General features: G+C 43.1%; 8 protein-coding genes. 5 read left to right on the top strand and 3 right to left on the bottom strand.

Features of this window, described 5'->3' with window-relative positions; genetic code table 11:
• From QUA45_RS15600 to QUA45_RS15590, 3 genes are all read left to right on the top strand, one after another.
• On the top strand, positions 1 to 4725 hold a 4725-nt coding region (locus QUA45_RS15600), incomplete at its 5' end, for an AAA family ATPase (protein ID WP_333221450.1).
• Positions 4726 to 4783: 58 nt separating this feature from the next.
• Positions 4784 to 4933 carry an ATP-binding protein gene (locus QUA45_RS15595; protein WP_445304978.1) on the top strand — a complete coding sequence of 50 codons (150 nt, stop codon included), beginning with the start codon at positions 4784 to 4786 and terminating at the stop codon, positions 4931 to 4933.
• Positions 4934 to 5011: 78 nt separating this feature from the next.
• Positions 5012 to 10858 (top strand): AAA family ATPase, encoded by a 5847-nt coding sequence (locus QUA45_RS15590; RefSeq protein WP_333221448.1) that lies wholly within the window; start codon positions 5012 to 5014, stop codon positions 10856 to 10858.
• 129 nt (positions 10859 to 10987) lie between these two features.
• On the opposite strand, the gene QUA45_RS15585 is transcribed toward QUA45_RS15590, so the two are convergent.
• Together QUA45_RS15585 and QUA45_RS15580 are read right to left on the bottom strand one after the other, a co-directional pair.
• Positions 10988 to 13210: a PAS domain S-box protein gene (locus QUA45_RS15585; protein ID WP_333221446.1), complete on the bottom strand. Its 2223-nt coding sequence runs from the start codon at positions 13208 to 13210 to the stop codon at positions 10988 to 10990.
• Between the two features lie 413 nt (positions 13211 to 13623).
• On the bottom strand, positions 13624 to 15102 hold the full coding sequence (locus QUA45_RS15580; protein WP_333099824.1) for a leucyl aminopeptidase: 1479 nt from the start codon (positions 15100 to 15102) through the stop codon (positions 13624 to 13626).
• 337 nt (positions 15103 to 15439) lie between these two features.
• Here QUA45_RS15580 and QUA45_RS15575 point away from each other — a divergent pair, with 337 nt between their 5' ends.
• Complete coding sequence (locus QUA45_RS15575; protein ID WP_333221444.1) at positions 15440 to 17641, top strand: transglycosylase SLT domain-containing protein; 2202 nt, start codon at positions 15440 to 15442, stop codon at positions 17639 to 17641.
• Positions 17642 to 17789: 148 nt separating this feature from the next.
• Here the strand turns inward: QUA45_RS15575 and QUA45_RS15570 are convergent, their stop codons facing one another.
• Positions 17790 to 18287: a pentapeptide repeat-containing protein gene (locus QUA45_RS15570; RefSeq protein ID WP_333099822.1), complete on the bottom strand. Its 498-nt coding sequence runs from the start codon at positions 18285 to 18287 to the stop codon at positions 17790 to 17792.
• 109 nt (positions 18288 to 18396) lie between these two features.
• On the opposite strand from QUA45_RS15570, the gene QUA45_RS15565 reads away from it, so the two are divergent.
• Entirely contained in the window at positions 18397 to 18765 is a 369-nt protein-coding gene (locus QUA45_RS15565) for a phage holin family protein (RefSeq protein WP_333099821.1), read from the top strand.
• Positions 18766 to 18767 lie beyond the last annotated feature (2 nt).

Raw genomic sequence — 18767 nt, 5'->3', positions numbered from 1 at the left:
GCTGCAATAAACAGCCAAGAAATCCCGCAGGTGGTTTCGGATATTGTCATGAAGCTGATGGCGAAGAATGCCGAAAAACGCTATCAAAGTGCCTGGGGATTGAAACATGACTTAGAAAAGTGTTTGCAGCAGTGCCAAGAAACTGGAAAGATTGAAACTTTTGAGTTAGGAACGCGGGATATATGCGATCGCTTCCTCATCCCCGACAAAATTTATGGACGAGAAACCGAAGTAAAAACGCTCATACAAGCCTTTGAAAGAGTCAGCGAAGGTGCAACAGAAATCATGCTAGTAGCGGGTTTTTCTGGAATTGGAAAAACCGCAGTTATCAACGAAGTTCATAAACCCATTGTCCGCCAGCGCGGTTATTTTATTAAAGGAAAATATGACCAATTTCATCGCAACATTCCCTTCAGCGCCTTTGTGCAAGCATTCCGCGATTTAATGGGGCAATTGCTATCCGAATCAGATTGGCAATTAGAAACATGGAAAAGCCAGATATTAACTGCATTAGGAGACAACGGACAAGTCTTAATTGACGTAATTCCTGAGTTAGAAAATATTATCGGTAAACAGCCAGCAGCCATTGAATTATCGGGAACAGCCGCCCAAAATCGCTTTAATCTCCTGTTTCAAAAATTTGTGCAAGTCTTTACCAGTAAAGAACATCCATTAGTCATGTTTTTAGATGACTTGCAATGGGCCGATTCCGCATCACTGAACTTGCTGAAATTATTGATGCAAGATGCTGGGTATCTATTAATACTAGGTGCGTATCGAGATAATGAAATCTCCCCCGTACATCCATTCATTTTAACAGTGGATGAAATTGTAAAAACTGGGGCAACGGTGAATACAATTACTTTACCACCCTTAAGGCAACCTGATATGAATCAGTTGGTGGCAGATACACTGAATTGTGAATCATCTCTAGCCCAGTCTTTAACAAAATTGGTCTATCAAAAAACTCAAGGTAATCCTTTTTTTGCGACCCAGTTTCTCAAAGCATTACATGATGACAAGTTAATTAGCTTTGATTTCGAGATTCAATATTGGCAATGCGATATTGCCCAAGTGAAGGCCTTAGCCATTACTGATGATGTCGTTGAATTCATGGCATTGCAATTACAGAAATTGCCCAGAGAAACTCAGGATAGTCTCAAACTAGCGGCTTGTATAGGGGCGCAGTTTGATTTGAATACCTTAGCAATTGTCAGTGAGAAATCACCAGACAGTAGCGCCACAGCTTTATGGAAAGCCTTGCAGGAAGGTTTGGTAATTCCTACTACCGAAATTTATAAGTTCTTTACCCAATCTGATAGCGAGGAAGTTTTTAATGATTCCGCTAATCCGACTTATCGATTTTTACACGATCGCGTCCAACAAGCGGCTTATTCATTGATTCCTGACGAGCAAAAACAGCAGACCCATTACCATATTGGGCAATTACTCCAACAAAACTTATCAGAGATAGAAAAAGAGGAAAAGCTGTTTGATATTGTCGGGCATTTAAATTTAGGAATTGAGTTCATGACTCAAGCAGAGGAACGGGAAGCCTTAGCCAGATTGAACTTAGCAGCAGGACAGAAAGCCAGAAATTCTACAGCCTATGCAGGCGCCAGAAGTTTTGTAAAAACAGGGCTGGAGTTACTCACTGAAAACTGTTGGCAAACTCAGTATGAATTAACCCTGAATCTTTATGTGGCTGCGGCTGAAACGGCTTACTTAAATGCCGATTTTAATGGCATGGAAGAAATGGCAGCCCAGGTTTTGCGATCGGCGAAAACAATACTAGATAAAGTCAAGATATTTGAGATTCAAATCAACGCACTGACAACTCAGAGTCAGATGTTAGAAGCGATCGCTATCGGCACCAATGCCCTAGCACAATTGGGGATTGAACTCCCCTATGAAACTGACGAAGCATTGACACGCATTGCATTACAAAACCTCGCCAACCAACTGGAGGGCAAACAGATCGAGGAACTGGTTAACCTTCCCGTGATGAGCGATCCTCGGACAATCGCGGCGATGCAATTGTTAGGCATCTTGTTTCCGGCTATTTTTATGGGAAATCCTGCCTTGCAGCCTCTCCTTTGTGCCACAATGGTCAGTATATCACTTCAATTTGGCAATGCACCAGCATCAACAATCGGGTATGTGGGTTATGGCATTGTGCTGTCTGGTTTTTTCGGAGAAGTAGAAAAAGGTTATCGCTTTGGGCGAGTAGCACTGAGCTTACTCAATCAGTTGAATTGGCCAGAATTTAAATGTATCACTTTACTTTGGTTTGGCTGTTTTATTCAGCATCGTCAAGAACCACTGAGGGCAACAATCCCAACTGCGAAAGAAGGGTATTTAGTCGGAATGGAAACAGGTGATTTTCTCAATGCTGGCTACTGCGTCAGTAGTTATTTATATAATAATTTTTTTTCAGGGGTAGAGATTGATGATTGGCACGCAGAAATAGAAAATTACTGTGTTGTCTTAACGACTGTGAAGCAATATTCTCCTATGTTTTACGTGAAGATGACACAACAGACGGTACAGAACTTGAGGGAAATTGTCAATCAACCGGATTTGTTAATCGGTCAGGCTTATGATGAAACCGTGATGTTTCCTCAGCATAATCAGAATAGAGAGCTTACTGCACTCGCTCTTGCCTATAACTACAAACTAATGCTTGCCTATCTCTTTGGCAACTACACCAACGCCCTAGACTACATTGCTCAAGCAAGCCTCTATTTGAGGGTGGCGGCAGCAATGATTCATACTCCGGTTTTCCATTTCTATGCCGGGTTAACCTGCTTGGCAGTCTGCTCTAAGCAGTCAGAAATTGAGCAAGCGAACAGTCTCGCTTTGGCAGAAACCCATCAAACCACTTTGGCTCAATGGGCACACCAGGCGCCGAGGAATCACAAACATAAAATTGACTTGGTAGAAGCAGAAAAATGCCGGGTTTTAGGCAAGAATTATGAAGCTGGAGATTGGTACGATCGCGCAATTGCCGGAGCCAAGAAAAACGAATATATCCAAGAAGAAGCTTTAGGCAACGAACTCGCTGCAAAATTCTACTTAGATTGGGGGAAAGAAAAAGTTGCACAATCTTACATGATTGAGGCGTATTACTGTTATTCCCGTTGGGGTGCAAAGGCTAAAGTCGCTTATTTAGAACAACACTATCCACAACTACTGAAAGCTATTCTCCAACCTGCTAACTTTGTAATCACATCTGGGACAACAATCAACCCTACCTGGATGGGAAGCCTAGCTAGCGTCAGTAGTAGCGAGAATGTATGGTTAGATTTTCCAGCAGTAATGATGGCGGCACAAGCTATTTCCCAAGAAATTGAATTAGAGAAACTGTTAGCCACTTTGATGCAGATTACGCTGGCGAATGGGGGAGCACAAATCGGTTGTTTAGTGCTTCGCCAAGACCGACAATGGTTAGTCGTCACTCAAACCGCACAAAAGCAGACAAAAATATTAGAAATTCCTCTGGAACAATATCAGGAAATTCCTCATAGTTTAATTTATGCGGTGGCACGAACTCAAGCGACGGCTGTTTTTGATAACTTAAGTATAGCAGACCAATTTGCAGGCGATCGCTATATTATTGCTCATCAACCTAAATCAGTTTTATGTACTCCAATTATTCGCCAAGGAAAACTCGTCGGTATTGTTTACTTAGAAAATAACTTAACACTAGGAGCATTTACTAATGAGCGAGTAGAAATTCTCCAGATACTCGCAGCTCAAGCGGCGATCTCTATTGAGAATGCTCGTTTATATAAACAAATAGAAAAATATTCCCAAAGCTTAGAAGCAGAAGTAGCGCAAAAAACGGAAGATTTAAGCCAAAAAGCTTTTGATTTAGAGCAAGCATTTAAAAACTTACAACAAACCCAAGCACAATTAATTCAGAGCGAAAAAATGTCATCTCTCGGTCAACTGGTAGCTGGGATTGCTCACGAAATCAACAATCCAGTAACATTTATTCGTAGTAATGTTGCACATATAGAGGATTATGTCAAAGATTTGCTTATTTTACTTGATATTTATCAACAAGAGTATCCTGAAGCCCGTGGAGTAATTCAAGCAAAAATAGAAGAAATGGATTTAGAATTTATCTGGAAAGATTTAATTAAAATTCTAGAATCTATGAAATCAGGGAGCGATCGCATTAGCCAAATTATCCTGAGTTTGCGTAACTTTTCCCGTTTAGATGAAGCAGAGATGAAAGCAGTAGATTTACATACCGGAATAGAAAGCACTTTGCTAATTTTACAAACTCGCTTAAGACTAAGCGATGGCAAATCAGAAATACAAGTTATTAAAAGTTATGGAAATCTGCCCAATGTCATTTGTTATGCTAGTGAGATAAATCAAGTATTTCTGAGTATTATCAGTAACGCTATTGATGCTCTTCAATCAATTAATAAAACAGAAAAAAATCCTGTAATCATGATTCATACTGAAGTCATAGAAAAAGACAGGGTTAGAATTAAAATCTCTGATAATGGTGCTGGTATCCCGGCGAGTATTCAATCCAGAATATTCGATCCCTTTTTTACAACTAAACCAGTGGGTAGCGGTACAGGTTTAGGTTTATCTGTTAGCTATGGTATTGTCAAAAAACATGGCGGTAAATTAACCTGTAATTCTAGAGTTGGAGATGGTACAGAGTTAGCGATCGAGATTCCTATCAGCTATATTAGAGCCTAAAGAAGCTTCTTACTGCTACCCCCGTTGGGATGTCAAACAAAAAATATTCGATCATTTATTGACCACGAAAGCAGTGGGCAAAGGCACGGGATGGGGTTTGGCGATCGCACGGCAGATTGTAGTTGAGAAACATAGCGGTTCTATTCACATCAACTCTCGACAGGGAGCCGGAACAGAATTTATCATCACCTTACCCACTAATGCCTAACAAAAAAGTTAATTTTTTTCTCTTCTTCAGACCCATTTAACCGCTCGTTAACCCACCAATTACCAAATAACAACAACCATGAATAACTCTCACCAAAACCGCAACCAAAACATAAGCATTCAAATTCCCAACTATCAAATTCTCCAAACAGTTTATTCAGGAAGTCGCACCTTAGTTTATCGGGCCATCCGTACCAGTGACCGATTACCTGTCGTCATCAAACTGCTGAAAAACGAGTATCCCACCTTTAGCGAGCTGGTGCAATTTCGCAATCAATATACCATAGCTAAAAACCTTTGTCAAGCGGGAATCATCCAAACGTATAGTCTCGAACCCTCTCGAAATGGCTATGCATTAGTCATGGAAGACTTTGGGGGAATTTCGCTTCAGGAATGGGCGATTAAAGGGAAAAACGCACTATCTTTGAGAGAGTTTTTGGAAATCGCGATCGCACTATGCAATACCTTAGATATTCTCTACCGAGAGCGCATTATTCACAAAGACATCAAACCCAGCAATATCTTAATTAATCCCGAAACCAAACAGGTCAAATTAATTGACTTTAGTATTGCGTCTTTACTTCCAAGAGAAACACAAACTTTGATAAATCCCAATGTATTAGAAGGGACACTTGCTTATATTTCCCCAGAACAAACTGGTCGAATGAATCGGGGGATTGACTATCGAAGTGACTTTTATTCTTTGGGTGTGACTTTCTACGAATTACTCACAGGGAAATTACCATTTGAATCAAATGACCCAATGGAGTTGGTACATTGTCATATTGCCAAAGCAGCACCATTAGTACATGAAAATAACCCACAACTCCCCTCGGTAGTCTCAGAGATTGTCAGTAAATTGATGGCAAAAAACGCCGAAGATAGATATCAAAGTGCATTAGGACTGAAATATGATTTAAAAAAATGTTTACATCAACTACAAAAAACTGAGAAAATTCAGAGCTTTAAAATTGCACAACGGGATAGGAGCGATCGCTTCATCATCCCCGACAAACTCTACGGACGAGAAACTGAAGCAGAAACTTTACTGCAAGCATTTGAGCGAGTCAGTCTTGGTGCAACAGAAATGATGCTGGTAGCAGGTTTTTCTGGTATTGGTAAAACCGCCGTTGTCAATGAAGTTCATAAACCAATTGTTCGGCAACGCGGTTATTTTATCAAAGGAAAATTCGACCAATTTCAACGCAATATCCCCTTCTCAGCTTTTGTCCAAGCATTTCGGGATTTAATGGGGCAATTGTTAACCGAAAGTGATGTCCAACTAGAGCAATGGAAAAATCAAATATTAGAAACTGTCGGAAACAACGGTCAGGTAATTATTGAAGTCATTCCCGAATTAGAAAAAATCATTGGTGAACAACCACCAGCAGTAGAATTATCAGGAACAGCAGCCCAAAATCGCTTTAATTTATTGTTTCAAAAATTCACCCAAGTCTTTACTAGCGCCGAACATCCATTAGTGATGTTTTTAGATGATTTACAATGGGCTGATTCAGCATCATTAAAGTTGATGCAGCTATTAATGGTTGATACAGATCATCTTTTCATCATTGGTGCCTATCGGGATAACGAAGTCAATCCCGCCCATCCATTAATGCTGACTTTGAGCGAAATTCAAAAAAACCCAGCAGCCATTAATACTATTACTTTAACACCCCTGAGTCAATCCCAAATCAATCAATTAGTCGCTGATACCCTAAAAATTACAGAAAATTTGGCATTACCCCTTTCACAACTAGTCTCTCAAAAAACTAAAGGCAACCCATTTTTTGCCACCCAATTTCTCAAAGCCCTACACGAAGAAAATCTCATTCAATTTAACTTGGAGTTAGGCTGTTGGCAATGCGATCTGTCCAAAATTAATCAACAAGCTTTGACCGATGATGTTGTAGAATTTATGGCGTTGCAGTTAGAGAAGTTACCCTTAGTAACCCAGAATATTCTGAAGTTAGCCGCTTGTATTGGCAATCAGTTCGATCTAGCAACATTAGCAATTGTTTCAGAACACTCAGATGTAGAAACCGCAGCCAATTTATGGAAATCATTACAAGAAGGTTTGATTTTACCGATCGGTGATGTTTATAAATTTTATCTAGGGGAAGAAAGTCAAGCTGTTACGTCAGAAAAGTCTCAAAATGTTACCTACAAATTTTTACACGATCGCGTTCAACAAGCAGCCTATTCCCTAATTCCACACGACCAAAAACAGGCGACTCATTACCAAATCGGACAACTGCTGCTGCAACAGATTTCGGCACAAGCAAGAGAAGACCGTATTTTTGAAATTGTCAATCAATTAAATCACGGAACTGGTTTAATTACCAAACCAACAGAACGAGAAGAATTAGCCCAACTCAATTTAATTGCCTGTCGCAAAGCCAAAACTTCAACCGCCTATCAAGCCGCCCATGAATATGCCACAGCAGGATTGTCTCTGTTGGCAGAAAATACTTGGCAGCAGCAGTATGAAATGACCCTAGCCTTGTATGAACTAGCAGCGGAAGTGGCAATGCTAAACGGTAATTTTGAGGCGATGGAACAGTTCATTGATATTGTCATTCAACAGGCACGCTCCTTACCTGAAAAAGTCAACGTTTACTGCTTTAGAATTCAATCTCATATTTCCCAAAGTAAATTAACCTCAGCGATCGCGATCGCCCAACCAGTTTTACAACAGCTTGGCGTCACCTTTCCTGAAACACCAACACGATCAGATCTTCAACAGGAAATCCAAGAGATTGAGGAACTTATTGGAAATAGGGAAATTGCCGATTTGGTTAACTTGCCTGAGATGAGGGATGTGGAAAAACTCGGTACTATTAAGATTGCCAATATCATCAGCCCAGCAGCTTACCTCACGGGCTCTGCGCTGTTCCCATTGCTGAGTACTTTGTCGGTTAAACTTTCCATTCAGTACGGTAACACATCGATTTCTGCTTACGGCTATGTGAACTATGGCAATATTCTCTGCAATTTCTTCCAAGTCGTGGATACAGGAACACAGTTTGGTTTCTTGGCACTCCAGATTATTTCAAAACTCGATGCCAAAGCAAGTAAAACAGATGTTTTGATGCTCTTGGGGTTATTTGTTGTACACCGAAACTCTCACATTCAAGAAACACTACCCCTGTTGCAAGAAGGTTACACCACTGCCATAGAATTTGGGAACTTGGTACTTGCTGGGTATAATGGCCACAGTTTTTGCCTCAATTCTTTTTGGTGTGGTCAATCCCTGGCTACGTTAGAGCAGGAAATTTGCGCTTACTGCCATAGTTTGATGCAATTAAATCAATTGACAACCGCAAATTATTGCCGGATCTATTGGCAGCCTGTTTTAAATTTGCTAGGTCTTGCAGAACATACCACCCTTTTGTCTGGGAAAGCCCTTGAAGAAACAGAATTTCTCCAGCAGCTACAATCTGCCAAGGATGGATATGGATTGTATATTTTCCATTTGTATAAACTGATGCTTTGTTTCTTGTTTGGAGAAATTGAGCCAGCGAAAAATCATGCTATTGAATTCAGGCGCTATTTTATGGCTGGTGCGGGATTAGTCAGCGAACCAGTATTTTATCTTTATGAATCTCTGCTAACTCTGGCACAATTGAATCCAGAGTTAGATGAAACATCAGAAGCATTGCAGGGTGTCATAGAAAACCAAACCAAGTTACAGCAATGGGCGTATCATGCACCCATGAATTATCAACATAAGGTTGATTTGGTAGCGGCAGAAAAATGTCGAGTGTTAGGACAAAAAGCCGAAGCAATTGAGTTTTACGAGAAGGCGATTTCTCTTACCAAAGCCAACGAATATACCCAAGAAGAAGCACTTGCTAACGAACTGGCTGCTAAATTCTACCTACATTGGGGCAAAAAGCGCATAGCCGGGGAATACATGATTGCAGCCTACTATGCCTATGCTCGTTGGGGTGCAAAAGCCAAAGTTGCTGACCTAGAAGCTCGCTATCCGCAACTGCTTGCACCTATATTAGAGCAAATCCGTTCTCCTCTCTCCACTCACGAAACTATCTTCACTTTAGGGAGTGTTACCTCCACCAGTTCTGCCACATCCAGTAGTAGTGTTTCTGTGGCTTTAGATTTAGCTGCTATTCTCAAAGCTTCCCAAGCAATATCCGGTGAAATCGAACTCGAAAAGCTACTTTCATCGTTGCTTTCAATCGTCATTGAAAATGCGGGGGCTGATAAATGCGTGTTCATGCTATTGCGAGACGATCGCCTGTTAATTAAAGGGTCAATTACCGAGGGTTCCAAGCCAGTTGTCTTGCAGCGTCTTCCCATTGAAGAGAGTCAAGAAATTCCCCTGAAGCTGATTTACAAAGTCAAGCACAACAGGCAGACTGTTGTGCTGCTGGATGCGACGACCGAGCGGACTTTAATAAATGACCCATATATCATGCGTCAGCAGCCGAAGAGTATCTTGTGTAGTCCGATTTTGCATCAAGGGAAGCTGATGGGCATTTTATATCTAGAAAACAATTTAGTTACGGGAGCATTTACAAGCGATCGCGTTGAACTACTTAACTTACTCTGCGCTCAAGCGGCGATTTCCTTAGAAAATGCTCGACTTTACGAGCGATCTCAGAACTATGCTCAACAGCTAGAACAGTCTCTGGAAGAGTTAAAGAATAGTGAAGCCCGCTTTCAGAAACTTGCCAATAACGTACCTGGCTTGATTTATCAGATTCGGATTCAAGCCGATGGTTCTGCTTCAGTGCCCTACGTCAGTTCTGGATGTCAAACACTCTATGAAGTGGCGGCAGAGGATGTGATGGTAGGAAAATACAGCCTACGCGATTTTGAACATCCCGACGATCGAGCAGAAGCGTTTCGGGCAGTTATCGAGTCGGCTCAAACGCTCACCCCATTTCAACATGAGTGGCGGATTATTACTCCCAGTGGGAAAGTGAAATGGGTGAAAGCCGCTGCTCAGCCAGAACGTAGAGAAGACGGAGAAACCGTTTGGGATGGAATGCTGATTGATATTACCGATCGCAAGCAAGCAGAAGCAGCTGTAATTCAAAAATCACAGGAACTCCAACAGACTCTGGTAGATTTGCAGAACACCCAACTGCAAATGGTGCAAAGCGAAAAAATGGCATCACTCGGAAATCTGGTAGCAGGTGTTGCTCATGAAATCAATAACCCCGTCGGCTTTATTTGCGGCAATTTGAATGAAACCCAGCAAACGGTGCAAGACTTAGTGGAGCATCTCAATCTCTATCGCGATCGCGCTCCAGAAACAGAGGTTGCAGACCATGCCGAAGATATCGATTTAGACTATATCATCGAAGACTTGCCTAAAATGATTGACTCCATGAAAGTGGGATGCGATCGCATTAAAAGTATCAGCACTTCGCTCCGCACCTTTTCTAGAGCTGACAAAGACTATAAAGCGCCCTTCAACATCCACGAGGGCATAGATAGTACGCTCTTAATTCTCAAATATCGATTGAAAGCGAACGATGAGCGACCCGCCATTGAAGTAGTGAAAGACTACGGCAATATTCCGACGATCGAATGCTTCCCCGGACAGCTTAACCAGGTGTTTATGAACATTCTAGCCAATGCGATTGATGCGTTAGATGAATCAAATACTGGTCGAAGTTTTGCGGAAATTCAGGCGAATCCCAACCGCATTACAATTACAACCTCACTAGAAGATAACCAGGCTAAAATTACCATTACTGATAATGGAAAGGGTATGAGTGAATCAGTCAAAGAGAAAATATTCGATCATTTGTTTACGACGAAAGCGGTAGGGAAAGGAACGGGATTAGGATTGGCGATCGCACGGTTGATTGTAGTTGAGCAACACTTTGGTATGATCGAAGTCAACTCAACTTTAGGTCGCGGTACAGAATTTATAATTTCACTGCCATGTTGAGCATTAGCTGGGTAATTTATAGCCAATTTTGGGATTTTTTTTGAAACTTGAAAGTTTTTTACACCCCAATTTACAATTTCTAGTGAGCGATAACTTCTGCCAAAGTCTTGATACTTCCGTCGGACTAATTCATAAAGGAATCTCGATCGCAAATTCCGTACCTTCTCCTACGGTGGAACGGCAGCTCAAGGCTCCGGCGTGTTTTTCCGCGACAATTCGGTAACTGATGGCTAACCCTAAACCAGTGCCTTTTCCCATCGGTTTTGTCGTGAAAAACGGGTCAAATAATCGACTCCGCACGTCTTCTGTCATGCCGATCGCATTATCGGCAATGCGGATGCAAATACTATTTTCGTTCAGGGCTTCTGTGCGAATCCTAATAGTTGGTTTCCAATCGTCGCCGCCGGCAGCCGATCGCCTTTTTTGGTTGCAAGCATCTTCCAAGGCGTCAATACTGTTGCTAAGCAGATTCATAAATACCTGATTGAGCTGACCAGCATAACATTCTATTAAAGGGAGTTGACCGTAATCTTTGATGATTTTTATTTCTGGATAGTCGCCTCTGGCTCGGAGTTTGTTGTGCAATATTAAGAGGGTATTATCTATGCCTTCGTGAAGGTTGGTAGGCTTTTTTACGGAGTCGTCTAAACGCGAGAAATTTCGCAAGCTCAGAACTATTTCGCGAATGCGATCGGCTCCCATTTTCATCGAAGATAATATTTTTACTAAATCTTCTCTCAAAAATTCTAAATCGATATTGTCAATAAATTCTTGAACTTCTACCACGGGCTGAGGATAGTGTTTTTGGTAAAGTTCCACAAGCTGCAACAAGTCTCGGATATATTGGCTGGCGTAGGAAATGTTGCCGTAGATAAAACTGACAGGGTTATTAATTTCGTGAGCTACTCCAGCTACCATTTGACCGAGACTTGACATTTTTTCGGTATGAATTAGGTGAGCTTGAGTTTCTCGAAGTTCTTTGAGAGCGATTTCTAGCTGCTGGGCTCTGTTGTTGGCGATCGCCTCGGAGAGCCGCAAAGCATCCTCCGCTGCTTTGCGCTCAGTCATGTCAAAAATGGCACCGTTGAGGGATAAAACTTCACCGTCTGCGTTGAAAAGGGCTTGACCTTTCTCTGCAACCCACCGCACATTTCCGTCGCAGTGCATCAGGCGATATTCGATGATGTAAGGTTGTTTTGTCTTAATAGCCCGATCGATAATTGTCTCGATCTGCTCAGCGTCATCGGGATGAACTATACTCGGAAAAGCCTGCACCGGTTTTTGCATAAAGTTAGCTGCAGGATAGCCGGAAATAGCTTCTATGCCACTGCTGATAAAAGTTAGGCTCGATCGCCCAGCAGCACTGCATCGGTAAACCGCACCGGGAATGCTAGAAACTAATGACCTAAATTCTTCTTCCCTTTCTCGCAAAGCTGCCTCAATCCGCTTGCGTTCGCTAATATCGCGAGCAAACGCGCACTGATATTCTTTGCCGTTAAATTCCAAATGGTCGATCGTAATTTCTACCGGAAAAATGCGACCGTACTTAGTGAGGTGGTGAACTTCAATATTAACTGAACCGCAGCGTTTTAAGACTTTCCAGTGCAAGCTCCAAGCACTTTGGGGAAAATCTGGATTGATGTCGTGCACTGTCATCGAGAGCAATTCTGCTGCAGAATATCCCAATGAAGTGCAAGCAGCGTCGTTGACGTACAAAAATTTACCGTCGGGTCCGATCCAGAATATCGCATCTGCCGATCGGTCGATCGCAAACTGAGTCAGTTGCAACTTTTCTTCAACTCGCTGGCGATCTGCAATTTCTTTTTCTAACTGTTCATTAAGCGAATTGAGAGCTAAAGCGCGATCGATAATAGTATCTGAAGCGTAAAAATCGATCAATTCTTTCGCCAATTCTCCTTTCTCTATATCATGCTGGTGCGGATTTTCTTCTACCTGTTTTAACGACTGTTGTTGAAATTTTTCTCTTTGATTAAAACCAGACTCGGCAAGTGCTTTCGGCATCAGGGCGAAGGCGACTGCGGCTAAAAGCCAAGAAATCAAAGCACTTGTAGCTTTAAGAGTTACCGACAGCCAATATATGGAATGCCAAAGCGTCCAAACTTCCGTCAATTTAGCCGCACCCCAGGCAAAAAAAACAACGGCAAACACCCGGAAAATCCTGCGGTGAGAACCTTGGCGGGTAAAATAAACTAAAGATAGGGCGATCGAACAATAAGCCAGTGCAGTCAGCGAGTCAAAAACAGCGTACAATCGCAACTCCGGCACCAGCTTGCAGGCGAGTGTAGAAGATACAGAAATTGTTGAAAAAAAATTTGTTAATTGTTCTTGCATAAAGTTCAAGAAAAAAATTATCTGTACCAATGCAAATCCGATCAAATCTAATTATTTGATTTCGGCTAGTGAAATATTTACATAATTATATACTTTTTTCATTTTTTATGAAACAGCTATTTTTTCAGGAAATGTCAAAACTGTCGAGGTTGGGCCCCGGAAAGGAAGCTTTATCGCAAGTATGAGCAATGGTGAGCGTCACGGCTAGCAACGCTTAGGTTGCTCCCTGTAACGGAATAAATAGGTTCGCCTAGCTCTTGATTCAGAAACATTTAAATTGTTAATGATCGGTATTAAATTTTCTTTTAGATTACTTAAGCAGTGAGCTAGGGGTTAAAAACCCCTGGCTCACAGATGGACTAACAGACTTTTAAGGCAGAGAAAATCTCAATTTTTGGGGTGGAAATCCACAATTAAGCGCCGCCCAGGGCCCACTGCACCAAAGTCCGAACTCCAAAACCGGTAGCCCCAGGGCCATTGTAACCATTTTCTTTGTCAGTCCAAACCGGGCCGGCAATATCTAAATGCGCCCATGCAGTATCCTTTACAAACTGCTTCAAAAATAGCGCCGCCGTAATCGAACCGCCGGGACGAGGGCCAGTATTTTTCATGTCGGCGTGCAATGCTTTCAAGCCCTCAAAATACTTCTCTTCCATCGGCATTCGCCAAAATTTTTCGCCTGCCAACTCTGAGGCGGCGACTATTTCGGCAGCGACGCTATCTTGAGGACTCCACAAACCCGCGATATCGTCGCCTAAAGCAATTACGCAGGCTCCGGTCAGAGTTGCTAAATCGACAATCGCGTCAACTCCCAATTTATCAGCAAATACCAAAGCATCAGCCAGTGTTAAACGACCTTCAGCGTCCGTATTGTTGACTTCAATTGTTTTGCCGTTGGAAGCTGTAAGGATGTCTCCAGGGCGCATGGCGCGGCCGCTGATCATGTTTTCAGTGACGGCACTGATAAAGTGAACTTCTACATCTGGTTTGATGTGTCCGATCGCCTTTGCCGCACCCAAAGTAGCCGCAGCGCCGCCCATATCTATTTTCATCATTTCAATGCCGCTGCCCGCACCTTTGATGTTCAAACCACCAGAATCAAAGGTCAATCCTTTGCCGACTATTGCTATTTTGCGGCGCGGTGTGCCTTCTGGTTTGTAAGTTAAATGGATGAATTTAGGCGGTAAATCAGATGCTAGGGCAACGCCGAGAAAGGCTCCCATGCCGAGTTTTTCGCAGTCTTCCCGCTCCAATATTTCTAATTCTAAACCGCATTCGGCAGCTAGACTTTGAGCAGTTTCTGCCATTGTAATCGGAGTGACAAAATTTGCCGGCGCTGCGACTAATTCCCGTGCTAAAATGACTCCGGCAGTGATTTGGCGGGATCGGGCGATCGCACTTTCGGTACCGGCAAAACCGAGCAAATGAATTTGTTCGAGTTGCGGGCTTTTGTCTTCCTGTTCCGATTTGAAACGGTTGTCTTGATTCAAGGAGAGTTCTACACCTTCGGCGATCGCGCTTGCTGTAACATCCGGCGCGTTTTTCCACACCGGAAAGCTAATTCCGAGGGTTTTGCATTTCTCTTTTTTGGCTAACTTGGCGCAAACGCCTGCTGCTTGCCGCACGGTGTCTAATTTTAAATCCTCTGTTTTGCCCAAACCGACGATCGCAATTTTGCGAATGGGATTATTGCCGCCGACGCGGGTGATGGCGCTGGTGCCCACTTTGCCCTTAAAATCTACTTCCAGTAGCAGCTCTTTCAAAGTGCCTGCAAGCTTTTCATCTAATTGTGCCAGATCGCCCGTGAGTTCCAGGGCATCCTCAAATAGACCAATTGCCAAGGCGTCTCCGGTCCAAACAGAGCGGGGCGTATCGGTGACTAGAAATTCCATGTTTTGATTTACACTTTAGATTTTAGATTTTTGATTGTACTTTGTAGTGGGTGGTTTGTGGTTTTTCCTTTGTGCGCGTAAATAGATCGGTCGCACAAATTTTCCGCTCCACATCAAAATAAATTCTGCTACTATATCAGCCAAGTCCGCCTGCGATCGGATCTTCCACCAATCTCAATCATCTGTGTGGGGGTCGGCTGTCCGTTTTTGCCCCACTCTTAACATTTATTTCTCGTTAAACAGGTCTCCTGCCTGTGATGGCGTGGAACACCCATCCTGCCTCTGATGGCTTTTGACAAACGATCGGTTATCTATTGTTATTTTCTTAAATTTTCCCATGCTAAAACGACGCCGGGCCCGATTTTCTGTTTTAATCAGCGTTTCAGTTTGCGTTATTGCGATCGGCTCTTTGGTTGCTGCGATGAAATGGATGGGTTTTGGCTCGGTCCAGAAGGCTCAGCAGCCCCTGAATGCAGCGAATTCCGAATCGGAAGTCAAGATGCTGGTGTCGCTGTCACCGAGCGAGCGATCGGCAAAATTAGTTGAACTCGCAGCCAGTCAGTCTGAAAGTACGAACCCGCAGCAGGAAATCTCCCCTCAAAGCCGCGCCCGCTACCTGCTTGCCAGCGATTTAATCCAGCAAGGAAATGCGGCCAAAGCATTAAAATTATTGGACAAATTAGAGCAAGAATATCCGGTTTTAGCTGCTCACATTGCCCTAAAAAGAGCGCAAGCTTACCAATTGAGCGGCGACAAAGGCAAAGCCCAAAAAGCTTGGCAGGAACTGCTCAAAAACTATCCGAACGACCCCGTAGCAGCAGAAGCTTTATATGTTTTAGGCAAGTCAAAACCGGAATATTGGCAACAGGCAATTACTGAATTTCCTGGTCATCCCCGCAGCGTAGAAATTGCCCTCCGCAAGTTAAAAGAAAATCCCAATCAGCCGCAGTTGATGCTGCTCGTAGCAAAACACGGTCATTATGTCAAAGACTACGGGACAATTTTGGAACAACTGGTGCAGCGAAACAGCGCCGCTTTGAAACCGGAAGATTGGGAAGAAATTGCCTTTGGCTATTGGGAAAAACAAGATTACGGCAAAGGAGCTATTGCTTACGGGAAAGCTCCCCGCAACGCCAAAAATCTTTACCGCAAAGCTCGCGGTTTGTGGCTCGACGGAAAAATCCCGGAATCAAGAATTGCCTATCAAGAATTAGTGCGCGAGTTTCCCGATGCCGAAGATACTGGTTTGGGTTTAATTCGGCTATCGCGGCTGAGCGAAGCGAAAGAAGCCATCGTTTTGCTCGATCGAGTTATTAGCAAATTCCCCAATTATGCCCCCGAAGCTTTGTTAGATAAATCCCAACTTCTCGACAAAGCACGCAGCGGTCAATCTGCCTCAGATACCCGGAAGTTGCTCTTGACAAAATACAATAATTCTGATAAAGCTGGCGAATTGCGGTGGACGATCGCCCAGCAGTTTGCCAAAGGCGGAGATTTAAAATCAGCTTGGCAGTGGGCGAGAGAATTAACCACCCACAATCCCGACAGCGAACAAGCTCCAGAAGCAGCATTTTGGGTGGGGAAATGGGCACAGCAACTCGGCCGCGAACAAGACGCCAAGACTGCATTTGACTACACGATCTTACGCTATCCAGAATCATATTTTGCGTGGCGATCGGCTGTACTTCTCGGCTGGCCCGTAGGCGACTTTACCACAGTCCGAGATTTGTCTCCCAATGTAGTGCGGCCCCATCAGCGCCCCGAACCAACCGCCGGTTCTCCTGCGTTGAAAGAACTCTATCAATTAGGTCAAGATAGAGATGCTTGGACGCTGTGGCAAGTAGAATTTATCGATCGCGTAGAACCAAGTATTGCCGAACAGTTTACCGACGGTTTAATGCGAGTTGCAGTCGGAGACAATTTAGACGGTTTGTGGATGGTTAGTAGTTTGCGGCAGCGCGATAAACCAGATGATAGAACCCAATACCTCGATCTCAGACAGCAACCGATTTATTGGCAAGCACTTTATCCTTTTCCTTACTTAGAAAGCATTGTCAAATGGTCGCAAGAACGCAAAATAAATCCAGTATTAGTAACCGCATTAATCCGTCAAGAATCGCGGTTTATGCCCTCCATCAAATCATCAGTTGGCGCCACCGGTTTAATGCAAGTAATGCCTGAAACAGCAGCTTGGGTTGCCGCTCAAATCAGCCTCAAAAAGTATTCATTGGAGAATGTGGACGACAACGTTAAACTCGGTACGTGGTATTTGGATCACACTCACGACGAGTACAAGAATAACTCGATGTTAGCTGTGGCGAGTTATAATGCCGGTCCGAATGCAGTATCAGATTGGTTGAAGAGGTTTAATTTTAGTGACCCGGATGCTTTTGCGGAAAAAATTCCCTTTCCTGAAACGAAAGGATACGTAAAATCGGTGTTTGAAAATTACTGGAATTATCTGCGGATTTACAATCCAGAAGTTAATCAGTTAATGAGTGAGCATTATGCGACTGCTCAGAAAAAAGCAAAGCCTTAGTAATTATGGTTGAGGCTAAGCTTTCAGGAACGGACTCTCCGGCCCGTTCCACAAACAAATTTATTTTGTGTATTGATTTTTTCGGGTGGGCTTCTAGCCCGCCCATACCAAAATTCTAGAAAGTGAAATTATGGAATGATAAAATAAATCACCGGCATCCCAAGGAATCGCGAGTAGAAATCCCTGTTTTAGAATTAATACCGCTGGCTTTTGTGCACAATTCTTTAACTTGTGAGCCGTCCATAATTGCGTCGGTAAAGTCAGCGCCGGTAATATCAACTCCGTCAAAAGTAGAACGCAGCAAAATTGTTTCCGCTAAAATTGCATCACTTAAATCGGCATTAGTAAATTTAACTTGATCTATCATTGCATTAGTTAAATTGGCGCCATGCAAATTCGCTTGAGTCATCACCGAAGCGCTCATAATTGCTCCCCGCAAATCGGCATTAGAAAAATTAGTCAAGTCCATATTAGCGTTAGAAAACTCAGCGGCCCGCAGCATTTGACCCGAAAAATCGCGTCTTGTCAGTTCGGCATTGCTAAAGGACAACGGCGGAGCGTAATATTTAGATTGAGCCAGCGCTGGCCGCGGCAGGATGAAGATAGTTAGCGCCAAAAGGAATGCTGCTAGTTGCCGAAGTTTCATAAGTCTGATATTCTCGCAAGGTGGGTATTTCGTAGTGTATCCCGAACTTGGGTCGATCGACTAACCAGGTACAATCTTAATTAATAGTGATGGAGATGGAAAAAAAGATATGCTAAGTTTTTTCTTAACTTGGATAGTAGCAGCAGTTTCGCTGATCGTTACCGCTAACATTGTACCAGGTATTTCGGTGGTTAGCTTTCCGGCGGCGATGGTGGCTGCTGTTGTTATCGGATTGGTGAACGCGGTTGTCAGACCGATTCTTACATTGCTGACGCTGCCTTTGACCATTATTACTTTAGGTTTGTTTTTATTCGTTGTGAATGCAATTTCGCTTTCCCTGGCTTCGTTGTTGGCGGGTGCGTTCAATATCGGCTTTGCGGTTAACGGTTTTTGGCCGGCTTTGTTTGGTTCGATTGTTTTGTCATTCGTGTCTGGGTTGATTGGTCGATTTGTGAATGCCAATACTTTGTCTCAGTAATA

Source organism: Microcoleus sp. Pol12A5 (assembly GCF_036701435.1).
Classification (GTDB): domain Bacteria; phylum Cyanobacteriota; class Cyanobacteriia; order Cyanobacteriales; family Microcoleaceae; genus Microcoleus.
Note: the sequence above shows the minus strand (reverse complement) of the source record. Positions and strands in the feature narration are given on the sequence as shown.